The sequence below is a fragment of the Devosia sp. A369 genome (assembly GCF_054489345.1).
Genome location: NZ_JBTMWV010000001.1, coordinates 155,890 through 177,008, shown reverse-complemented (window position 1 = coordinate 177,008; position 21,119 = coordinate 155,890). Strand labels below are relative to the sequence as shown.

Genomic DNA, 21,119 nt, shown 5'->3' with positions numbered 1-21,119 from the left:
CATAGCGTGTGACAGTTCATTGAGCCGCGGGGCGGTAGCGCCGCGGCTCAATTCTTTTTAAGTGACATCATGGTCGACACCCGTTTTCATCGTTTTGCCGGCCCGTCCACCATCGGTGCCATTCTCGCCACGCTTGGCCGCAGCGAGATGCTGACCGGGCTGGCCAATGCAGATTGGTCCGTTTCAGGGGTGACCGAGCTGGATCTTGCCGGTCCCGGCGATCTGGCCCTCGCAGCCCATACTGATTATGCCGAAGTGCTGCGCGCCACCGCTGCTGGCGCCGTGCTGGTCACGCCGGCGCTGCTCGAGATGGTGCCAGCGACCAGCATGGCCATTGTCAGCGACAAGCCGCATCTGCTGTTCGCCGAAATTCTCGATCTGCTCTATCCCGGCAATACCCGCGCCATACTCGCGGCTGGCCGAGATGACTTGGGCGAGCCGGTTTTCGAGCGCGATGTGATCATCGGCGCCAATGCGGTCATCGGGGCCGGGGTCGAGATCGGCCGTGGCACGGTGATCGGCGCCAATAGTGTCATCGGCGCTGGCGTCACCATCGGCCGCAACAGCATCATCGGCGCCAATTGCACCATCGACTGCGCCTATATCGGCAATGAGGTGGTGATCCATTCCGGCGTGCGCGTCGGCACCGAGGGCTTTGGTTGGCTAGATCACGGCCGGTCGAACCGCAAGGTGCCCCAGCTCGGGCGGGTGCTGATTCAGGATCGCGTCGAGATCGGCGCCAACTCCACCATCGACCGTGGCGCGCTGGGCGACACCATGATCGGTGAAGGCACCAAGATCGATAATCTGGTTCAGATCGGCCACAACTGCCGTATCGGCCGCAACTGCCTGATTGCCGCGATGAGCGGGCTATCGGGCTCCACCACTGTGGGCGATGGCGTGCTGATGGGCGGCGGCGTCGGTACCTCCGGTCATATGAGCATCGGGGCCGGTTCAATGGTGCATGGCCGCGCCGCCGTCACCAAGGACTGGCCGCCGGGCAGCAAACTGGCCGGTGCGCCGGCACAGGATATTCGAGATTTTTGGCGAGAAATCGCCACCATGCGGAAACTTTCCAAGGGGGAAAAGCGGGGATGACCGACAGCGCACCAGTGACCACCGAACTCGGGGCCATGAATATTGCGGAGATCCTGAAAAGCCTGCCGCACCGCTATCCGTTCCTGATGATCGACAAGATCATCAAGATCGACGGTGATGAGACGGCTATCGGCATCAAGAACGTCACGTTCAATGAACCGATCTTTCAGGGCCATTTCCCCGAGAACCCGATTTTTCCGGGTGTGTTGATCATCGAAGGCATGGCCCAGACGGCCGGCGCCATCGTCATCAAACATGACTCCGGTGGCGGCAAGAAGAACATCGTGCTCATGCTGGGTGTCGACAAGGCCAAGTTCCGCAAGCCGGCTGGCCCGGGCGACACCATCGAGTTCCACATCGCCAAGATCCAGCGCCGCCGCAATGTCGGGCGCTACGAGGCCAAGGCCATCGTTGATGGCACGATTATCGCGGAAGCCGAGATAACCGCCATGATCGTGGAGGCCGCTTCGTGAGCGGACCGAGCGTTCACCCGACAGCCATTGTCGGCCCGCTCGCCCGGTTGGGCAACGGCGTCAAGATCGGCCCTTATTGCATCGTCGGCGACCATGTCGTGCTGCATGACGATGTCGAGCTGATTTCCCATGTCAGCATTGATGGCCACACCGAAATCGGTGCGGGCACGCAGATCTATCCGTTTGCCTCGATCGGCCATACGCCGCAGGATCGCAAATATCACGGTGAGGCCTCGCGCCTAGTGATCGGCGAACGCTGCGTGATCCGCGAGTCGGTCACCATCAATCCGGGGACCGAGGGCGGCGGCATGCTGACCAAGATCGGCAATGATTGCCTGATCATGGCCAGCGCCCATGTGGCGCATGACGCGATCATCGGCAACAATGTCATCATGGCCAATTATGTCGGCATCGCCGGTCATTGTCAGATTGGCGATAATGTCATTTTTGGCGGCACCTGCGTCATCCACCAGTTCACCCGCATCGGCGCGCATGCCTTTATCGGCGCGCAGTCGATGGTCGATGGCGACGTCATTCCCTATGGCATGGCCGTGGGCAACCGCGCCGCGCTGACCGGGCTCAATCTGGTCGGGCTCAAGCGCAGCAAATTTGACCGCGAAGCCATTCACCGGCTGCGGGCGGCCTATCGGCTGATCTTTGCCAGCGAAGGCACGCTGCGCGAGCGGGTCGAGGATGCGGCCGAATTGTTCAAGGGCGATTCCTTGGTGCAGGATGTGGTTGCCTTCATCGTTGCCGCGTCGGATCGGCCGATTCTGATGCCCCGCAACGGCCACAGCACCGAGTAATGAGCGGGCAGGCGGGGCCGGCGGGCCCCGAGCACCTCAAGCTGTTCATCCTGGCCGGCGAACCCTCGGGCGACCGTATCGCCGCCGATCTGGTGATCCGCCTCAAGCGCATCGTGCCGCTGGCCATTATTGGTGTCGGTGGGCAGGAACTGGAGGCGCAGGGCCTGCGCTCGCTGTTCCCGATGCGCGATCTGGCGGTGATGGGGATCAGCGACGTGCTGCTGCGCCTGCCGCTGCTGCTGTGGCGCATTGAACAGACGGCCCGCGCCATCCGCGCCGCCAAGCCCGACATTGTGGTGCTGGTCGACTCCCAGGATTTTTCCCGGCTGCTGGCGCGTCGGCTGAAACAGCTGCGCTATGCCGGTACCCTCATTCTCTACGTTGCACCCTCGGTCTGGGCCCGCGCGCCGCAGCGGGCGGCCAAGCTCAAGCCGCTGTTTGCCGAAGTGCTGGCCGTGTTGCCCTTCGAGCCGGCGGTGATGCAGCGCCTTGGCGGTCCACCCACCAGCTATGTCGGCCATCCCGCCCTGGGCGAACGGCTTGACCGTGATGCGGTCGAGCAGGGGCCGCTGATCCTCTTGCCGGGGAGCCGCGAGGGCGAATTGCGCCGACATCTGCCGCTGTTCCGCCAGGTTGCGGCGCAACTGGCCAATCACCCGGCGGTTGACGGCATCGTCATTCCCACGCTGCCGGCGCTCGTCGAGCGGATCAGCCAGGAAGTGGCGGACTGGCCGGTGAAGGTGCAAATCGTCTCCGACCGTGCCGCCCGCGCGGCGCTATATCAGCGGGCGGTGATGGCACTGGCGGTCTCGGGCACGGTGACGCTGGAACTGGCGCTGGCGCGGGTGCCCATGGCGGTCAGCTATGTGATGGATGGGCCGCAGCGCGGCATTTATGCCCGGCTCGGCCGGCCGGCCGTATCCTTGCCCAATATCATCCTGGGACGTGAGGCTGTTCCCGAGCTGGTGCAGGATACGCCAGATGCGGCCGCGCTCGGCGGCGTGGTGCAGAACCTGCTCGACAACAAAAAAGCCCGCCAGGAGCAGATCGTCTGCTTTGGCGAGCTTGCGATGTTGATGGAAAGCGGCGAAGCCGATTTCCCGCGTCAGGACCCGGCGGACCGGGTCCTCGCCCATTGGGCTCAGCGGGTGCTGAGCGCCTCGTAGTCGCGGGCCGGAGCGCCGTTGTAGAGCTGGCGCGGACGACCGATCTTCTTCTGCGGATCGGCGATCATTTCCTTCCACTGGCTGATCCAGCCAACGGTGCGGGCGACCGAGAACAGCACGGTGAACATCGAGGTCGGGAAGCCGATAGCCTCGAGGATGATGCCCGAATAGAAATCGACGTTCGGATAGAGCTTGCGCTCGATGAAGTAGGGGTCTTCGAGCGCGATCTTTTCGAGCTCCTGGGCCACCTGCAAAGTCGGATTATTGTGCACGCCCAGCAGGTCGAGCACTTCCTTGGCGGTCTGCTGCATCACCGTCGCGCGCGGGTCGAAGTTCTTGTAGACGCGGTGACCGAAGCCCATGAGCTTGAAATTGTCGCTCTTGTCCTTGGCGCGCGCGATGAACTCGGGAATGCGATCGACGGTGCCGATTTCCTTGAGCATGTTGAGCGCCGCTTCGTTGGCGCCGCCATGCGCCGGACCCCAGAGGCAGGCAACGCCGGCGGCGATGCAGGCGAAGGGGTTGGCGTCGGACGAACCGGCCAGGCGCACGGTCGAGGTGGAAGCGTTCTGCTCGTGATCGGCATGCAGGGTGAAGATCAGATCCATCGCCTTGGCGATGGTCGGGTTCACCTGGTAGGGCTCGGCTGGAACCGAGAAGCACATATGCAGGAAGTTCGACGCGTAATCGAGATCGTTGCGCGGATAGACGAAGGGCTGGCCGACCGAATATTTATAGGTCATGGCGGCAATCGTCGGCATCTTGGCGATCATGCGGATCGAGGCGATCTCGCGCTGCTGCGGATCGTTGATGTCGGTGGAGTCATGGTAGAAAGCGGCCATGGCGCCGACCACGCCGGTCATCACTGCCATCGGATGCGCATCGCGGCGGAAGCCACGGAAGAAATAATGCATCTGCTCATGCACCATGGTGTGGCGCGTGACGATGTCGCTGAATTCCTCAAGCTGGGTCTTGGTCGGCAGCTCGCCATACAGTAGCAGATAGCAGACTTCGATATAGGAGCTTTTTTCGGAAAGCTGGTCGATGGGGTAGCCGCGATAGAGCAGTTCGCCCTTGTCACCGTCGATATAGGTGATGGCGCTGTCGCAGGCTGCCGTCGAGGTAAAGCCCGGGTCGTAGGTAAACATCCCCGTCTTGGCATAGAGCGAACGAATATCGATCACATCCGGGCCCACCGAGCCGGACAGCACCGGGAATTCGTGGGTCTGGTCCCCGATGACGAGTTTGGCGACTTTGTCGGTCATTGAGCTCTCCTCGATGGCCCCGAACCCCAGTCTGGAAGGGATTTCGGTAAGGGCGGGGCCGCATAATGGCAGTCTGGAATGGCTCGGTGAGGGGTATCAGTTTTTGCCCCTCCGAGGCAACTTATGGGTAAGCAAGGCTTACCCTCCTATTAGCACTAGACAGCGCCGATTTGATCCTCCAGCCGGGCCATACTTTCGTCGCGTCCGATGAGCACCATAACTTCAAAAATGCCCGGCGAAACAGTGCGTCCGGTGAGCGCGGCGCGCAATGGCTGCGCCAGTTTGCCGAGCTTGAGTCCCTTGGCTTCGGCCAGCAAGCGCATGGCCGCGTCGATGGTCGGCACCGACCATTCATTGAGCCCGCGCAGCACATCGGCCATGTCCTTGAGCACAGTGCGCGTGTCGGTGGTCAGCAGCGCTGCGGCGGCCGGCTCAATGGCCAGCGGGCGCACGGCATAAATGAACTGGGCCAGGTCGATCAGCTCCAGCACCGTCTTGGCGCGCGGCTGCAGCTCGGGCAGGGCGGCCAGCACCGTGTCCTTGTTGACGGAGAGGCCATCGACGTCGACCTGGCGGCCGAGTTCGATCGCCGTCGCCAGCATCACGTCATAGAGATAGGCCGGAGCGGCTTCGCGGATATAGTGGCCGTTGATGTTTTCCAGTTTGACGAAGTCAAACCGCGCCGCACCCTTGTTGAGCGCGTCGAGGCTGAACCACTCGACCATTTGCTGGGTCGAGAAGATTTCGTCATCGCCATGGCTCCAGCCGAGCCGGGCCAGATAATTGCGCAAGGCTTCGGGGAGATAGCCCAGCTGGCGGTAGGCTTCGACGCCCAGCGCGCCGTGGCGCTTGGAGAGCTTGGCGCCATCGGGACCATGGATCAGCGGGATATGGGCCATCTCCGGCACGGTCCAGCCCATCGCATTGTAGATGATGATCTGGCGGGCGGCATTGGTCAGGTGGTCGTCGCCACGGATGATGTGGGTCACGCCCATGTCGTGATCGTCCACCACCACAGCATGCATATAGGTCGGGGTGCCGTCCGAGCGCAGGATGATGAAGTCATCCAGGTTTTCGGTCTTGAACACCACCTTGCCCTGCACATGGTCGTCGACGACGATATCGCCGCTGACCGGGGCCTTGATGCGAACCACGGGCGCCACGCCAGCCGGCGCTTCGCTCTGGTCGCGGTCGCGCCAATAGCCGTTATAGCGCGGCGGCTTACCGGCAGCGCGGGCTTCTTCGCGCATCTGGTCGAGCTCGGCGGGCGAGCAATAGCAATAATAGGCGTGGCCGAGCTTGACCAATTCATGGGCGACTTCGGCGTGGCGCGCGGCGCGGCCGAACTGGCTGATCGGCTCGCCTTCCCAGTCGAGGCCCAGCCACTTGAGGCCATCGACCAGCGCCACCACGGCGGCCTCGGTCGAGCGTTCGCGATCGGTGTCCTCGATGCGCAGCAGCATCTTGCCGCCCTGGTTCTGGGCAAAGGCCCAGCTGAACAGGGCCGTGCGGGCACCACCGATATGGAGATAGCCGGTGGGAGAAGGGGCGAAACGGGTTACGACCTGGGACATGATACCGGAATGCTTGGAGGATTTTGCCGCCGTGTGTAGCATAGCACGGCACGAGCGCAAGGGCGGGGGCAAGCCGGGTGCAGGGGCGCGGAACACGCGAGCGTACAGCCGGCGTGGCGCATGCGCCGGCGCCATGGCTGGCTGTCGATGTGGCAATAGCCGCGCGGCGGCTATTCGTGCTGCTGCCCTTCGCCATGATTGCCGGTCTCGTTGTCTATGCCGGGCTGCCCTTTGAGCCGGAACACTGGGCGCTGGCCGGGGTGGCTGTCGCGCTGGCATTGAGCGCGGTCTGGCTCTGGCGGTCGCCGGCATTGCTGCTGCTCGGTCTGGTTATCGCCTTCTGGGCCGGGCTTTGCCTGTTGCCGCTGCATGGGCTGTGGTTCGGCACCTCGATGCTGGCGCGACCGGCCTACGGGCTGTTCGAGGCGCGGGTGGATGAGATTGTCTCCGCCACCGCCGAGACCCGCCGCATCGTGGTGTCGGAGCTGGTGCCGGTGGCGGGGGATCGGCCGGTGCGGATTGCCAAGGCGCGGCTGGTGGTGCCACCGACGCCGCCGCTAGCCCCCGGTGACATTATCCGCGCCAATATGCGACTGGCCCCGGTGCCGGGGCCGATCCTGCCGGGGGCGTTTGACGGGCAGTTCCACGCCTATTTCGCCGGCATTGGCTCCTATGGCACGGTCACCAGCGGCTTTGAACTGGTGGCACGCGGCAGCGAGTTGGACGCGACCCGCGCCGTGGAAAGCCTGCGCATGAGCATCGGCGGCCGGATCGATGCGGTGCTCGATGGTGCTTCGGCGGCGATTGGGCGGGCCATGGTGGTGGGCGACCAGAGCGCCATTGACGACGAGACGCGCAAGGTGATGGCGGCCTCGGGGCTGGCGCATATCTATTCCATCTCGGGGCTGCACCTCTCCATCGTCGCCGGCGGCATGTATTTTCTGCTGCGGCTGCTACTCGCCTCGATTCCGGCGACGGCGATGCGCTGGCCAGTGAAGAAAATCGCGGCGCTGGCCGGCATTGTTGCGGCGGCGGGCTATCTGCTGCTGGCGGGGGGCATCGCCAATGTTCCGGCCTTGCGCTCCACCATCATGCTGGGGCTAGTGTTCGGCGCGGTGCTGGCCGGGCGGCGGGCGCTGACCATGCGCAATGTCGCCATCGCGGCGCTCGCCATCATTCTCATCGATCCGGCCAGCGTGTTCCGCGCCAGTTTCCAGCTATCCTTCGCCGCCGTGGTGGCGCTGATCGGCATTTATGAATTGCCGCGCGGCGCGCCACCCGAAGATCGCTCCTGGGGGCTACGGCTGTGGGCGACGGTCTGGGCCACGGCGCTGACCAGTTTCATTGCCGGCACGGCCACATTGCTGTTTTCGGCCTATCATTTCCAGCAGACCGCCCCGCTTGGGGTAATCGGCAACGTGCTGGTGCTGCCGGTGGTCAGTCTCGTCATCATGCCGTTTGCCGTGCTGTCCGTGCTGGCCATGCCGTTCGGCGTGGAGCGGCCCTTCGTCATGGCGATGGGCTGGGGCATTGACCGCATGGTGGACGGGGCAGAGCTGGTAGCGGGCTGGAGCGAGGGCCTGACCGGTAACCCGTTGCTGACCCATTGGGCGCTGTTGATCGGGCTGGCGGCGCTGGCCTGGTTCGCCTTTCTCAATAGCTGGTGGCGCATGCTTGGCCCGGCCGTGGCGGTGCCGCTTATCCTGCTGGTTGGGCTCGATCAACGGCCCGATCTGCTCATCGCCGATACCACCCAGGCGGTCGCGCTACGAACCGAGACGGGCATGGGGCTGGTGACGGGCCGCGCCGGCAGCTTTGCCGTGGATGTGTGGAGCGAGCATTATCAGGAGGTGATTGCGGGGGAGGTGCAAGGAGCGCGCTGCGATAGTCTGGGCTGCATCGCCGGAACCGATGCATTCTCGGTCGCGGTGATCCGCAATGCGGCGGCGTTTGCCGAGGATTGTGGCTTGCACCAGTTGATCGTGGCCCGGATGCGTGCGCCGGTGACCTGCGGCGGCGGAGCGGTGATCGACGCCGATGCGCTGGCGGCGGGCGGGGTGCATTGGGTGCGCTGGGATGGAGCGGCGGCGCGGTTCGAGATCCGCACCGCCATTCCCAATCTCACGCGCCCGTGGCGAGTTTTGCCACCGTGACGCCGGCGGGCGGCATCTCGGCCGTCCCCAGCACATAGCCGGTCTCATCCTTGGCCGGGTTCAGCGTCGCCGGCTGCGCGCCGTAGTTCACATAGATGCGCCAGCCATCGCGGGTGCGGCAGCGAACGCCGGCGGGCAAGGCGAGGGTCGGCAAATCGACCTCGGCGATCAGATAATCCGCCACGCGCTGCACCAGCGCCTTGGTGCCACTGGCGCCGAGATAGAACAGCTTGCCTTGTGACACCAAGACCGGCCAGCCTTCGACGTCCTCGATCACCACATTGGCCTTGGTCTCAATGCGCTCGCGCCAATGGCGCACCGCGCCGCCGCCACCACGAACCTCGACATCGGTGCCGGGGCCGATGCTGTCGACGCGCGTCACCTTGACGTCGAGCAGATTGCTCGGCAGGTCCGGCGCCAGCGTAGCGGGAATGGCGAAATCTTGGGTCTTGGAGCCCGAGCGCGGGCCGATCAGCACATGGCCCTCGAATTCGGTGATAGCGCTGCGCAAATCGTCATTCCAGGCGAACAGCGCCGGAATGGCGACAATGTCGTAGCCGGCAAAGCTCTTGGTGCTGGGCGGCAGGATGTCGATATCGACGCCATGCTTGCGGAAGGCGGCATAGAGCGCGCGGACATGGGCACCATGGGAAAAGCCCTTGGCCTGCGGCTGGATTTCCCAGGCCCATTCGCTCTGGTAGTCATAGACAATGGCCACGCGGCCCTTGCTGGCCGTGCCGTCGATGCCAAGGCTTTGCAGTTCCTGCGCCACCTGCATGGCTTCGTGATAGGCCGGCGCCGGTTCGCTATCGGGCCGCAGCAGGCCGGCATGCATTTGTTCTTGTGCGAACGGCGCTTGCCGCCAGCGGAAATACGACACCACTTCGGCGCCATGGGCGATGGCTTCCCAGGCCCACATCCGGGCCATGCCGGGCAATGGATCGGGGTTGAAGTCGGCCCAGTTCACGGGCCCGGGCTGCTGTTCCATGATCCACATGCGGCCATGGCCGACGGCGCGATAGAGGTCGTGGTGGAAGGCGGCGTTGTCGGGATCGCCCTGCCGCATATAGAGCCGCTTGAACTCGTCCGGTTCGTCGCTGGTCGCCAGATGCCCCAGCGGATAGGAATCCCAGCTCGCTATGTCGAGCGTTTCGGCCAAATCGTAGTGGTCGAACTCGGTGTAGCGGCTCATGAAATTATGGATCACCGGCAGGTCGGGCCGCGCCGCCTTGAGGATGTCGTACTGCACCTTGTTGAAGGCAGCGACCTGATCGGAGGCAAAACGGCGGAAATCGAGATCATGCGCTGGCGCGGCCTCGCAGACCAGCAGATTGGGCAGCTCCACCTGATCGAAGCGGTTATATTCCATCGACCAGAACACGTTGCCCCAAGCTTGGTTCAGTGCGTCTACCGAGCCATATTTCTCGGCCAGCCAATTTTGGAAACCTTCCTTGGCGGCCGGCGAATAGGAATAGGTGGTGCCGTGGCAGCCATATTCATTGTCGGTCTGCCAGGCGGCCAGCGCGGGGTGATTGCCGACTGCTTCCGCCAACAGCCGCGTGATGCGGCCGGCTTCTTCGCGATAGCCAAGATGGCTGAAATCATAGTGACGGCGCGAGCCAAAGCCCTTGCGCCGACCTGCCGCGTCGACGGCCAGCATGTCGGGATGCTTGTCGATCATCCAGCGCGGCGGGGTGGCGGTCGGCGTGCCGAACACCACCTTTAGTCCGTGCCGACCCAGCACATCCATGGCGCGGATGATCCAGTCGAAAGTCAGCTGCCCCGGCGTCGGCTCCAGCTTGGACCAGGCGAATTCGCCAATCCGCACCCAGGCAATGCCGACCTCGGCCATGCGGGCCGCATCGCGCTCCCACATCTCCTCAGGCCAGTGTTCCGGATAGTAGCAGACGCCGAGGGCAGGGCTGGTCATGGCGGATCTCAGAGGGTGATGGGCGTTTCAGGCTGGCCGGCGACGTCGACCTCGATGGCAAGCAAACCGCCGGCGACTTTTTCAGCGGCCAGCTGTTCGGCACTCATGCCTTTGTTGGCGGTGGTGATGAACAGGGTTTTGAGGTCCGGCCCACCAAAAGCGGGGCAGGTGACCTGGCTTACCGGTACTTCGACAATGCGGTCGATGGAGCCGTCCGGCGCGTGGCGCACCACGCAGGAGCCGCCCCATTTGGCGTTCCACAGATAGCCTTCGCTATCGACCACGGCGCCATCGGGATAGCCGCGCCCGTCGGCGACATCGGCAAACAGCGTCCATTCGCCCACCGGCAGGCCGGTATCGGGATCGGTCGCCACCTGCATGATCTTGCGGGTAGGCGTGTCGGTCCAATAGGCGATGCGGCCATCGGGCGAAAAGCAGGTGGCGTTGGGAATGGAAATGCCCGATTTGAGCGTGGTCAGCGTCCCGGCGCGATAGTGATAGACCGAGCCGATCGGGGATTCCGGTTCGCTCTTGGTCATGGTGCCGATCCAGAACGCGCCGGATGGATGCACCCGGCTGTCATTGGTGCGCGTCGCCGGATTGTCGGCTTCAATCTCGTTGATCCGGTTCATGCCGCCTGTGTTCAGATCGAACTCCTTGAGGCCGGTTTCGGTGGCCAGCGCCAGCGTGTGGTCATCGATGATGGCAGCGGCGGCCACGATCTCGTTGAACAGCCAGCTATCGGCAATCTCGCCGGCCGCCGTCACCGCGAACAGCGTCTGCTCGTTGATATCGAAAAAGAACAATTGCTGGCGGCCAGCATGCCAGATCGGGCCTTCGCCCAGGGCACACTGGCTGTCGATCAAAAGGCGCGCGGTCTGGGTCACTGAGCGGCTCCCGCGTCATAGGCGGTGACGGCCGCGGCGGCACGCTCGGCCACCTGGGCGACGCTCATGCCGGGCTTGTAGATATAGGTGCCGAGGCCGAAGCCGACGCAGCCAGCGGCGAAATATTCATGGAAATTGTCGGGGTTGGCGCCACCCACGGCATAAAGCGGCAGCTCGGGCGGAAGCACCGCCTTCATCGCCTTGATGCCCTTGGGACCCAGCACTTCGGCCGGGAAGAATTTGAGACCGGTCGCACCGGCATGTACCGCGCGGAACGCGTCGGACGGGGAGAAGACCCCCGGATAGGAGCGCAGGCCCCGGCGCACCGTCTCGGCGATGACATCAGTGTTGGTGTCGGGCGAGACGATGAAACTGCCGCCCGCTTCGGCCACAGCGGCGACATTGGCGGTGGTGAGAACCGTGCCGGCGCCGATAGCGGCCTGCTGGCCCAGCGCCTTGACGGCGAGGGAAATGCTGGTCAGCGCATCGGGCGAATTGAGCGGCACTTCGATCATGGTGATGCCGGCGGCGACTAGCGCCTCGCAGACGCCCACAGTTTCGGCCGGCGTAATGCCGCGCAGGATGGCGATGATGTGACGATGGTTCATGGCAATGAACTCCAAACTAAGCGGCAAAACTGCGCGCGGCCTTGAGGCCGGCGAGCACGATAGCGGTGGTATCCTGGGCCTCGCCCGTGGCGCCGATCATGGCGAGCACCTGGGTGTAAAGTGCGCAGAGCGCCGGCGAGCCGATCAGCGGCACCGGCTCGGTGCCGATCAGGTGACGATTGCCACCAATCTCGGTGCCGATCAGCAGGCCCGACAGATAACCGGCGCACCAATCGGGCTGGCGGCCCGAAAGCAGCGAACTGGCCCGAACCTGGAACAGCGTGCCCAGCAATTGCTCGGGATGCGCCAGGCCGGCCGCCGCGCCTTCGGCAAAGCCCTCGGCCCGGCCGGGGCCATCGAGGTCGCCGCCCAGCGAATGGCGCAGCACGGAATTTACGCGCAGCACTTCAAACATTTCGCCGGTCATGGCGGTGGAGAAATGCTCGATGCGGGTGCCGGAGAGCTGCGCCCATTTGGAATGGGTGCCGGGCATGCAGACCACGCCGGTAAAGCCCGGGCGCAGCGCTGCCAGCCCCAGCAACTGGGTTTCTTCGCCACGCATCACATTGTCGGCGCCGCCCTTCTGGCAGACGCCGGGCAGGATGGCGGGGGCCAAAAAATTGTCGGGCATGACCGGGCGCACGGCGCCGTCGAACAGCCCGCGCAAATCGGTGGGCGCTTCGAGATAGGGCGCTTCCAGCCACCCTTGGCGGGCGCCGGCCATGCCGCAGATCAGCACCTCAATAGCGCCGGAGCGCTCCGGGCTAACGCCCTCGAGCACCTCGCTCAACGCGCCAGGAAACTCTTCGCGCGTCAGCTTGCCCATCCCCTTGGGCGAGCTTCGTTCGAACGCGACGCTGCCATCGGCGCGCACGCCCCAGGCCCGAAGGTTGGAGGTGCCCCAGTCAACGGCTACCCAGTCTGCAATCTCAGTCACGTCGTCTCCTCACCGCCTGCCTCGTCGCGGCGCGACCCTAATGGCTGATATCCGTTTCAGCCAGCCCGATTCTGCGTCAGAGAACAGCCCGGATCGGCCCATGCGGTCCCCTCGTTTGGTAAGGTTTTCAGAGCGTTGAGGAATATCGACGGGCGTGAATTCATCGCCGCGTTCAATTGTATGATTTTTTCTTCGGAATCGCGTTCACTCTGGCGTAAGCCGTGTTAGAACGGCTGCAAACGCGGGCCCGTCGGTGTGTTTCGCGACGCTAGAGGAAAATGACATGACTGCAGGCAATGGCCAGGGCGAGGCGCCCAAGAAACTGCGTTCGCGGGCCTGGTTCGACAATCCCGACAACCCGGATATGACGGCGCTCTATCTTGAGCGCTACATGAATTTTGGCGTGTCGCGGGAAGAACTGCAGTCGGGCAAGCCGATCATCGGCATTGCCCAGACCGGCTCGGATCTCAGCCCCTGCAATCGCCATCACATCGTGTTGGCCGAGCGCGTGCGCGAGGGCATCCGTGAAGCCGGCGGCATCGCCATCGAATTTCCGGTGCATCCGATCCAGGAAACCGGCAAGCGCCCCACCGCCGGGCTCGACCGCAACCTGGCCTATCTCGGCCTCGTCGAAGTGCTGTACGGCTATCCGCTCGATGGCGTGGTGCTGACCATCGGTTGCGACAAGACCACCCCGGCGATGCTGATGGGCGCGGCCACCGTCAATATTCCGGCCATCGCGCTGTCGGTTGGGCCGATGCTGAATGGCTGGCACAAGGGCGAGCGCACCGGCTCGGGCACCATTGTGTGGAAGGCGCGCCAGATGATGGCCGCCGGCGAGATCGACTATGCACAGTTCATCGAGCTGGTGGCGTCGTCGGCGCCGTCGACCGGCTTCTGCAACACCATGGGCACGGCCAGCACGATGAACTCGCTGGCCGAGGCGCTGGGCATGCAATTGCCCGGTTCGGCCGCCATTCCCGCGCCCTATCGCGACCGCCAGGAAATGGCCTATCGCACCGGCAAGCGCATTGTCGACATGGTCCACGAAGACCTCAAGCCGTCCGACATCATGACCAAGGACAATTTCCACAACGCCATCGTGGTCAATTCGGCCATTGGCGGCTCGACCAACGCGCCGATCCATATCAACGCCATTGCCCGCCATATCGGCGTACCGCTGGATATCGATGATTGGCAGGAGCAGGGCCACAAGGTGCCGCTGCTGGTGAATTTGCAGCCGGCCGGCGAATATCTCGGCGAGGATTTCTACCATGCCGGCGGCGTGCCCGCCGTGGTCAACGAGCTGATGACGCAGGGCCTGATCCGCGAGAACGCGCCCACCGTCAACGGCAAGACCATCGGCGAAAACTGCGCCAGCACGGTGATTCAGGACGACAAGGTCATCCGGCATTTCGGCAATCCGCTCAAGGCGGAGGCCGGGTTCCTGGTGCTGCGCGGCAATCTGTTCGACAACGCCATCATGAAGACCAGCGTCATCTCCTCCGAGTTCAAGGAGCGCTACCTCAACAATCCGGCGCATCCCGGCATGTTCGAAGGCAAGGCGGTGGTGTTTGATGGTCCCGAGGACTATCACCACCGCATCGACGATCCGGCGCTGGAAATCGACGAAAACACCCTGCTGTTCATGCGTGGCGCAGGGCCCATCGGCTATCCCGGTGCGGCCGAAGTGGTGAACATGCGGCCGCCCAACTATCTGATCAAGAAGGGCATTCATGCCCTGGCCTGCATTGGCGATGGTCGCCAGTCCGGCACCTCGGGTTCGCCCTCGATCCTCAACGCTTCACCCGAAGCAGCGGCCGGCGGCAATCTGGCTATCCTGCGGACCGGCGACAAGGTGCGCATCGACCTCAACAAGGGCCAGGCCAATATCCTGATCTCGGATGAGGACATCGCCACGCGCCGGGCCGAACTGGAAGCGGCGGGCGGTTACAAATACCCCAAGCACCAGACGCCGTGGCAGGAAATCCAGCGCGGTATCGTCAGCCAGCTGGGCGATGGCGCCATTCTCAAGCCAGCCGAGAAGTATCAGCGCATCGCCCAGACCGAAGGCGTGCCGCGCGACAACCACTAAGCGCACGGCAAAATAGCAAAGGCCCGCATTTCGATGCGGGCCTTTTGTTTTGCCGGTCAGCGCGGGATAGAACCCGCAAAAGAAAAGGGCCACCGCGCTTTCACGCGGTGGCCCTTGACCGAGCAGCGCCGAAGCGCGCTCGCCTTGCTAACTAGAGCAGGGTCAGGTTCGTTGCCGATTCCTTGCCGTCACGGCCGGTCTCGAGCTCGTAGGTCACCTTGTCGTTCTCATACAGGCCCTGCAGGCCCGAACGCTGAACAGCGGAGATGTGGACGAAGGCATCCTTGCCGCCATTTTCAGGCGAAATGAAGCCGAAGCCCTTGGTGGTGTTGAAGAATTTGACGGTGCCGGTGATGACGGACATGATAGTTTCCTTGTGCTCTTACGAGCGGTTATCCAATGGCAACACGCCAAAGGAAAATAACGTTCGCATGGTAGAGAAGGAAGCCACGGTCCGGCACGCCGGCATTAGGCAGCCGACTTAGGCTGAAAACGTATGCCCACTATGTGGCACGAAATGGCGCCGATTGCAAGGTCTCGCGAATAGTGGTTGCAAGAACAATGCAGCAGCCCAAGCAAACCGCCTGCCTGCTTGCTGTTCATCCCCGCCACACCGGCAGTGGGCTACGCCAACGCCGCCCTGATATGGGCCAGCGCCCGGACGAAGATCGGGTGCCAGTCGGGACCCGGCTCGGCCGCCAGCGGCCACCAGAAAAAAGCAAAGCGGTGGCCGCCATCATCCGCGGTGTCAAAAAGCCAGCGTGATTCCAGCGGTCCGGCCTCAACGCGCACAAAATGCCAGAGTTGATCGGGAGCGATAGCAAGGCTGCTGCCCAGGTCGGACGTCACAATGGCTTGGGTGAGGCCGGACTCCTCGGCCAGTTCGCGGAGCGCTCCGGTGGCGATAGTCTCATCAGCCTCAAGCGTGCCCTTGACCAGTTGTACGCCGGCGAGCGGATGCCGAAACACCAGCAGCTCCGGCCCGTCAGACGTGGGGCGGAGCAGCACAGGGCAAAGCTTTTCGATGGGAGCCGGCATGCGAGATTTATGCCCGTCATGCCGGCCAAAGGTCAAAGCCGTCGGCTCAGTATTTGCGCAAAAGTCCAACCAGACGACCCTGCACCTTGACCCGGTCAGGCGGGAAAATGCGGGTTTCATAGGCGGGATTGGCCGCTTCCAGCGCGATTGTATTCCCCTTGCGGCGCAGGCGTTTAAGGGTTGCTTCCTCATCATCTACCAGAGCAACGATGATCTCGCCGGTGCTGGCGACATCCTGCTTCTTGATGAGCACGGTATCGCCATCGAAAATGCCGGCATCGATCATCGAGTCGCCGCGCACTTCGAGCGCGTAATGCTCGCCGCTGCCCAGCATTTCGGGCGGCACCATGATGGTGTGGGAATGGGTCTGGATCGCCTCGATCGGCGTGCCGGCGGCGATGCGGCCCATGACCGGGATGGCGATCGGCCTTGCATAGTCATCAGCGGCCGACATGCGCGAGGGGGGCGACGCCACCTTGCCCAGATTGCCTTCGATGACCGAGGGCTCGAAGCGGGTCTTGCGGCCGCCAAGCGATGGGTTCATCGAATCGGGGAGCTTGACCACCTCCAATGCCCGGGCCCGGTTGGGCAGGCGGCGGATGAAGCCACGTTCCTCGAGTGCGGTGATCAGCCGGTGGATGCCCGATTTGGATGCCAGGTCGAGCGCATCCTTCATCTCATCAAAGGATGGTGGAATACCGCTTTCCTTCATCCGCTCGTGGATGAACATCAGCAGCTCGTGTTGTTTGCGCGTGAGCATGGACCCCTCGGGAGCAGAATCGGAACATAGACGGAACGACCATACGTGTTCCAGTTATGTTCTGCAATATCCCTTGGGCTTTTACTGTCAGAAGCCGTCCACGGGGAGGGCTTCGACTAGCGTGCCGGCGGGTTGGCCGGGGTCGTTTTCGGGCTGGATAATCAGCATATCGGCGCGCGCCAGCGACGAGGTATGGCCGCTGTCGGTTTGCGAAATAGGCAGCAATTGCAAGCCGTTAGCTGTGTGCAATAGCTGCGCGCGCATGAAGTGGCGGCGGGCAGTATTGGGTGGGGTCGGACCAGCCAGCGGAAGGTGCCAGGGGGTGGGTTCGGGGTGGCCGAGCCAGGCGCGGAGGGCAGGGCGGATGAAGACCATGGCGGTGACCATGGCGGAGACCGGATTTCCGGGCAGGCCGAAGATCAGCGTCTTGCCTTTTGTCCCAAACATCAAGGGCTTACCGGGGCGCATGTTGATGCGCCAGAAGTCCAGCTTCACGCCGAGATCGAGCAAAACCGCCTGCACGATGTCATGATCGCCGACGCTGGCGCCGCCAGTAGTCACCAAGATATCTGGCGGATTGTCGAAGATTTCTGCCAGCATGCTGGCAAGTTTCTTGCGGTTATCTTGCGCGATGCCGTGGTCGGTAACAGATTGGGCGTAGGGAGCGAACAAAGGAGCCAGACCAAAGCTGTTTGATGCAACAATCTGGTCGGCTCCGAGTGGGTTGCCGGGCAGCACCAATTCGTCGCCGGTGGCGAGCAGGGCAATGTTCGGCCGTTTGGCGACGCCCAAAGTTGCGGCATTGGCGGCGGCGGCGACGGCGAGGTGCATCGGGGCGAGGCGCATGCCCGGATCGAGCAATTGCTGGCCGGTGGCAAAGTCGTTGCCGCGGGGGCGAATGCTGTGACCGAGCCGGGCCGGGGCGGTGAAACGGACGACGCCGTCCGCTGCGACGGCCTCTTCCTGCATGATGACGGTATCGGCGCCGGGGGGCACCGGGGCGCCGGTGAAGATGCGGACGGCCTGGCCGGGCTCAATTGTGCCGGAGAAGCCGGCACCGGCTTGCGAGGTGCCGACAATGGTCAGGGCGTGGCCGTCGACCACATCGGCGGCGCGCATGGCGTAGCCGTCCATGGCGCTGGCGTTGAAGGGGAGCTGGTCGTGAGTGGCGAGCAGTGGCTCAAGCAGGACGCGACCGGCCGCCTGGGCGAGCGGCACGGTTTCCAGCGTCGGGGCAGGAACGCGGTTGAGGATGGCGGCGATGGCGGATTCGACCGGTAGCAGGCTCATGGCCGGGAGAAGTCGCCGGATTTGCCACCGGATTTTTCCAGCAGGCACATGTCGGTGATGGTCATGCCGCGATCGATGGCCTTGGCCATGTCGTAAAGGGTGAGCGCGGCGGTCGAGGCGGCGAGCAGCGCTTCCATTTCGACGCCGGTCTGGCCGGTGGTTTCCGCCGTGGCGTGGATGAGAATCGCTTCGGCTCCGTCCTGCTCGATATCGACGCTGACCTTGGTCAGCGGAATCGGATGGCAGAGCGGAATGAGGTCGCTGGTCTTTTTGGCGGCCATGATGCCGGCGATGCGGGCCACGGCCAGCGCATCGCCCTTTTTGAGACCGCCGCCCATGATCAGGGCGATGGTTTCGGCCCGAGCCAGAATGCGGGCCTGGGCCACGGCGCGGCGACGGGTGACGGCCTTATCGCCGATATCGACGATATGGGCCTCGCCCTTGGCGTTGAGGTGGGTGAGGCCCTGGGTCATCAGGCGACGACCTGTGATGCGCCGGTCAGCAGGGTGCGGGTGGCGGCGGCCACGTCGTCCTGCCGCATCAGGCTTTCGCCGACGAGGAAGGTGCCGATATTGGCGTCGCGGTCGAGCATCAGCACGTGGTCGTGGGTGACGATGCCGCTCTCGCTGACCAGCAGGGTGGATTTGGGCACGCCGACGGCCAGCTTGACCGACGTGTCGAGCGTGGTTTCGAAGGTGCGCAGATTGCGGTTGTTGATGCCGATAAAGCTCGCATCCAGCGCCAGCGCCCGGTCGAGTTCGAGCTGGTCATGCACTTCCACCAGCGCATCCATCTTCCACTCATGGGCGGCGTCGAGCAGATAGCGCGCCACGTCATCGCCTACAGCGGCGAGGATGATCAGGATACAGTCGGCACCCCAGGCGCGGGCTTCGGCCACCTGATAGGTTTCAAACAGGAAGTCCTTGCGCAGTACCGGCAATTGGGTCGCGGCGCGGGCTTGCTTCAGAAATTCCGGCGAGCCCTGAAAGCTGGGGCCATCGGTGAGCACCGAGAGGCACGCCGCGCCGGCCGATTCATAGGCGCGGGCGATGGCTGCCGGGTTGAAATCGGCGCGGATCAGTCCCTTGGAGGGGCTGGCCTTCTTCACCTCGGCGATCAGCGCATAATCGCCGGCCGCGCGTTTGGCCTTGAGGGCTTTGACAAAGCCGCGCGTCGGCGGCTGGTCGTGGGCCTGAGCCACCACTTCGGCCCAGGGGCGCAGGGCTTTGGCTGCCGCGATTTCTTCGCGCTTATAGACTTCAATCTGCTGGAGTATATCGCTCATTGCTCTCGTCCGTTCGAAACCGCCACGAGGCGGGCGAGGGTTTGTTTGGCTTTGCCGCTGTCGATCACCGCAGCGGCGGCTTCGGCGCCTTCGCGCAGATCGGCAACCTTGTCGGCGACGATCAGCGCCGCGCCGGCATTGAGTAGCACAATATCCCGATACGCGCCCGGCGCGCCGTCGAACAGGGCATGGATGGTGGCGGCGTTGTATTCCGGGTCAGCGCCGAGCAGGTCTTTTGGATCATGCCGCTTGAGGCCGGCCTGTTCGGGCGTCACCTCGAAGCTGCGCAGATCGCCATTGGCAATCTGGGCGACGAAGCTGGGGCCGGTAACGGTGATTTCGTCGAGCCCGTCGCTGCCATGCACCACCCAGGCCTTGATGGCGCGATTGGCGAGCAGGGCGGCGGCCACGGGCTCCACCCATTCCTGGGCATAGACGCCCAGCATGTAGCGGCGCACGCCGGCCGGGTTGGATTGCGGCCCGAGCAGGTTGAACATGGTGCGCACGCCCAGCTCGGCGCGAGCGGGGCCGACATGGCGCATGGTTGGATGGTGGCTGGGCGCGAACATGAAGCCGATGCCGGCGTCGCGGATACAGCGCGAAATTTCGGCCGGGGTCAGGTCGAGCTTGACGCCGAGGGCTTCGAGCGCCTGCGACGAGCCGGATTTGGAGGACAGGGCGCGATTGCCATGCTTGGCCACCGGAACGCCCGCCGCCGCCAGAACAATGGCGCTGGCAGTCGAAATGTTGAGCGTGCCGCCGCCATCGCCGCCGGTGCCGACAATGTCGATGGCGTCTTCAGGCGCGTCGACCGGCACCATCTGCTCGCGCATGATGGAGACGGCGGCGGCGATTTCGCCGACGGTCTCGCCCTTGATACGCATGCCCATCAGGAAAGCGCCGATCTGGCTGGGGGTGGCTTCGCCGGCCATGATGAAGCGCATCACGCCGCGCATTTCTTCGCCGGTCAGGTCCTTGCGGTCGGCGATCTTGTTCAGAGCTGCCTTGATATCCATTACGCTGCCCTCTGCTGGTTGAAGTCGCGCGCCAGATTCAGGAAATTCTGCAGCAGCGCATGGCCGTTTTCCGAAGCGATGCTTTCGGGGTGGAACTGCACGCCATGCAGCGGCAGGGTCTTGTGCTGCATGCCCATGATCAGCCCATCCTCGGTGGTCGCCGTCACTTCGAGTGTATCGGGCAGGCTGTTCTGGTCAACGATCAGCGAATGGTAGCGCGTCGCCTCGAAGCCGGCGTTTAGCCCACGGAACAGGCCCTTGCCGGTGTGATTGATGCGGGAGGTCTTGCCATGCACCAGATGGGGCGCGCGCACCACCTCGCCACCCATGGCCTGGCCGATGGCCTGATGGCCGAGGCAGACACCGAGAATGGGGATATCGGCCTGGAAGCGATCGATCAGCGCCAGGCAGATGCCCGCCTCATTGGGCGTGCGCGGGCCGGGCGACAGCAGGATGGCGTCAGGGGCCATGGTGGCGATGGCGTCGAGGGTGATCTTGTCGTTGCGCACAACGGTGAGGTCGGCGCCGAGTTCGCCCAGGAAATGGACAAGATTGTAGGTAAAGCTGTCGTAATTATCGATGACGAGAGTGCGGGTCATGGGTTTGGTCCTCAGCAGGTGGTTTTGACTACTGGGTCGGCTCCGCAGTGGAGCCTCCCGTTAGAACCAGCTGCGCCATCGAGAGGCGGTGAGTTTCTGACTTGGTGCAGCCACTGAACGATTTCCCAAACGCAGTGTC

The 21,119-nt window shown here is 63.8% G+C and carries 20 protein-coding genes; 6 read left to right on the top strand and 14 right to left on the bottom strand.

Features of this window, described 5'->3' with window-relative positions:
- Positions 1–69: 69 nt before the first annotated feature.
- Genes lpxD through ACX3OZ_RS00810 form a run of 4 tightly spaced genes read left to right on the top strand, consistent with a single transcriptional unit; the run spans position 70 to position 3,543 of the window.
- Positions 70–1,098, top strand: coding sequence for a UDP-3-O-(3-hydroxymyristoyl)glucosamine N-acyltransferase (gene lpxD / locus ACX3OZ_RS00825; RefSeq protein ID WP_459095317.1), 1,029 nt, complete (start codon positions 70–72; stop codon positions 1,096–1,098).
- Positions 1,095–1,571: a 3-hydroxyacyl-ACP dehydratase FabZ gene (gene fabZ / locus ACX3OZ_RS00820; protein ID WP_459095318.1), complete on the top strand. Its 477-nt coding sequence runs from the start codon at positions 1,095–1,097 to the stop codon at positions 1,569–1,571. Before lpxD ends, fabZ begins: the two co-directional genes overlap by 4 nt.
- The gene (gene lpxA, locus ACX3OZ_RS00815) at positions 1,568–2,377 is read left to right on the top strand and encodes an acyl-ACP--UDP-N-acetylglucosamine O-acyltransferase (protein WP_459095319.1); all 810 of its coding nucleotides are present in this window, start codon (positions 1,568–1,570) and stop codon (positions 2,375–2,377) included. Before fabZ ends, lpxA begins: the two co-directional genes overlap by 4 nt.
- A complete protein-coding gene (locus tag ACX3OZ_RS00810) occupies positions 2,377–3,543 on the top strand; it encodes a lipid-A-disaccharide synthase (RefSeq protein ID WP_459095320.1) in 1,167 nt (388 codons plus the stop codon). The genes lpxA and ACX3OZ_RS00810 overlap by 1 nt, the downstream gene beginning before the upstream one ends.
- Here ACX3OZ_RS00810 and gltA read toward each other — a convergent pair.
- Complete coding sequence (gltA, locus tag ACX3OZ_RS00805; protein ID WP_459095321.1) at positions 3,519–4,808, bottom strand: citrate synthase; 1,290 nt, start codon at positions 4,806–4,808, stop codon at positions 3,519–3,521. The genes ACX3OZ_RS00810 and gltA overlap by 25 nt on opposite strands.
- A gap of 155 nt (positions 4,809–4,963) precedes the next feature.
- On the bottom strand, positions 4,964–6,385 hold the full coding sequence (gene gltX / locus ACX3OZ_RS00800) for a glutamate--tRNA ligase (protein WP_459095478.1): 1,422 nt from the start codon (positions 6,383–6,385) through the stop codon (positions 4,964–4,966).
- 110 nt (positions 6,386–6,495) lie between these two features.
- Between gltX and ACX3OZ_RS00795 the strand changes: the two genes are divergently transcribed.
- Positions 6,496–8,535 carry a ComEC/Rec2 family competence protein gene (locus tag ACX3OZ_RS00795; protein WP_459095322.1) on the top strand — a complete coding sequence of 680 codons (2,040 nt, stop codon included), beginning with the start codon at positions 6,496–6,498 and terminating at the stop codon, positions 8,533–8,535.
- Here the strand turns inward: ACX3OZ_RS00795 and ACX3OZ_RS00790 are convergent.
- From ACX3OZ_RS00790 to ACX3OZ_RS00775, 4 genes are read right to left on the bottom strand one after another with little or no spacing between them, the layout of a single operon-like run.
- Complete coding sequence (locus tag ACX3OZ_RS00790; RefSeq protein ID WP_459095323.1) at positions 8,504–10,465, bottom strand: beta-galactosidase; 1,962 nt, start codon at positions 10,463–10,465, stop codon at positions 8,504–8,506. The genes ACX3OZ_RS00795 and ACX3OZ_RS00790 overlap by 32 nt on opposite strands.
- Before the next feature lie 8 nt (positions 10,466–10,473).
- Entirely contained in the window at positions 10,474–11,352 is an 879-nt protein-coding gene (locus ACX3OZ_RS00785; RefSeq protein ID WP_459095324.1) for an SMP-30/gluconolactonase/LRE family protein, read from the bottom strand.
- Positions 11,349–11,960 carry a 2-dehydro-3-deoxy-6-phosphogalactonate aldolase gene (locus ACX3OZ_RS00780; RefSeq protein WP_459095325.1) on the bottom strand — a complete coding sequence of 204 codons (612 nt, stop codon included), beginning with the start codon at positions 11,958–11,960 and terminating at the stop codon, positions 11,349–11,351. The genes ACX3OZ_RS00785 and ACX3OZ_RS00780 overlap by 4 nt, the downstream gene beginning before the upstream one ends.
- Positions 11,961–11,976: 16 nt before the next feature.
- Positions 11,977–12,897, bottom strand: a complete 921-nt coding sequence (locus ACX3OZ_RS00775; protein ID WP_459095326.1) for a 2-dehydro-3-deoxygalactonokinase — start codon at positions 12,895–12,897, stop codon at positions 11,977–11,979.
- 283 nt (positions 12,898–13,180) lie between these two features.
- On the opposite strand from ACX3OZ_RS00775, the gene ACX3OZ_RS00770 reads away from it, so the two are divergent.
- Positions 13,181–14,992, top strand: a complete 1,812-nt coding sequence (locus ACX3OZ_RS00770) for an IlvD/Edd family dehydratase (RefSeq protein ID WP_459095327.1) — start codon at positions 13,181–13,183, stop codon at positions 14,990–14,992.
- Positions 14,993–15,143: 151 nt separating this feature from the next.
- Here the strand turns inward: ACX3OZ_RS00770 and ACX3OZ_RS00765 are convergent, their stop codons facing one another.
- The 8 genes from ACX3OZ_RS00765 to ACX3OZ_RS00730 all read right to left on the bottom strand — a co-directional run bounded on the left by ACX3OZ_RS00765 (position 15,144) and on the right by ACX3OZ_RS00730 (position 20,980).
- Positions 15,144–15,356, bottom strand: coding sequence for a cold-shock protein (locus tag ACX3OZ_RS00765; RefSeq protein WP_332688260.1), 213 nt, complete (start codon positions 15,354–15,356; stop codon positions 15,144–15,146).
- A 260-nt stretch (positions 15,357–15,616) separates the two neighbouring features.
- On the bottom strand, positions 15,617–16,030 hold the full coding sequence (locus ACX3OZ_RS00760; RefSeq protein ID WP_459095328.1) for an NUDIX hydrolase: 414 nt from the start codon (positions 16,028–16,030) through the stop codon (positions 15,617–15,619).
- Between the two features lie 46 nt (positions 16,031–16,076).
- Positions 16,077–16,790: a transcriptional repressor LexA gene (gene lexA / locus ACX3OZ_RS00755; protein ID WP_459095329.1), complete on the bottom strand. Its 714-nt coding sequence runs from the start codon at positions 16,788–16,790 to the stop codon at positions 16,077–16,079.
- An 87-nt stretch (positions 16,791–16,877) separates the two neighbouring features.
- Entirely contained in the window at positions 16,878–18,080 is a 1,203-nt protein-coding gene (locus ACX3OZ_RS00750; protein ID WP_459103645.1) for a molybdopterin molybdotransferase MoeA, read from the bottom strand.
- Positions 18,077–18,553: a cyclic pyranopterin monophosphate synthase MoaC gene (gene moaC, locus ACX3OZ_RS00745; protein WP_459095331.1), complete on the bottom strand. Its 477-nt coding sequence runs from the start codon at positions 18,551–18,553 to the stop codon at positions 18,077–18,079. Before moaC ends, ACX3OZ_RS00750 begins: the two co-directional genes overlap by 4 nt.
- Complete coding sequence (gene trpC, locus ACX3OZ_RS00740) at positions 18,553–19,365, bottom strand: indole-3-glycerol phosphate synthase TrpC (RefSeq protein ID WP_459095332.1); 813 nt, start codon at positions 19,363–19,365, stop codon at positions 18,553–18,555. The genes moaC and trpC overlap by 1 nt, the downstream gene beginning before the upstream one ends.
- Positions 19,362–20,381 carry an anthranilate phosphoribosyltransferase gene (gene trpD / locus ACX3OZ_RS00735; protein ID WP_459103644.1) on the bottom strand — a complete coding sequence of 340 codons (1,020 nt, stop codon included), beginning with the start codon at positions 20,379–20,381 and terminating at the stop codon, positions 19,362–19,364. Before trpD ends, trpC begins: the two co-directional genes overlap by 4 nt.
- Positions 20,381–20,980 carry an anthranilate synthase component II gene (locus tag ACX3OZ_RS00730; RefSeq protein WP_459095334.1) on the bottom strand — a complete coding sequence of 200 codons (600 nt, stop codon included), beginning with the start codon at positions 20,978–20,980 and terminating at the stop codon, positions 20,381–20,383. The genes trpD and ACX3OZ_RS00730 overlap by 1 nt, the downstream gene beginning before the upstream one ends.
- Positions 20,981–21,119: the final 139 nt, after the last annotated feature.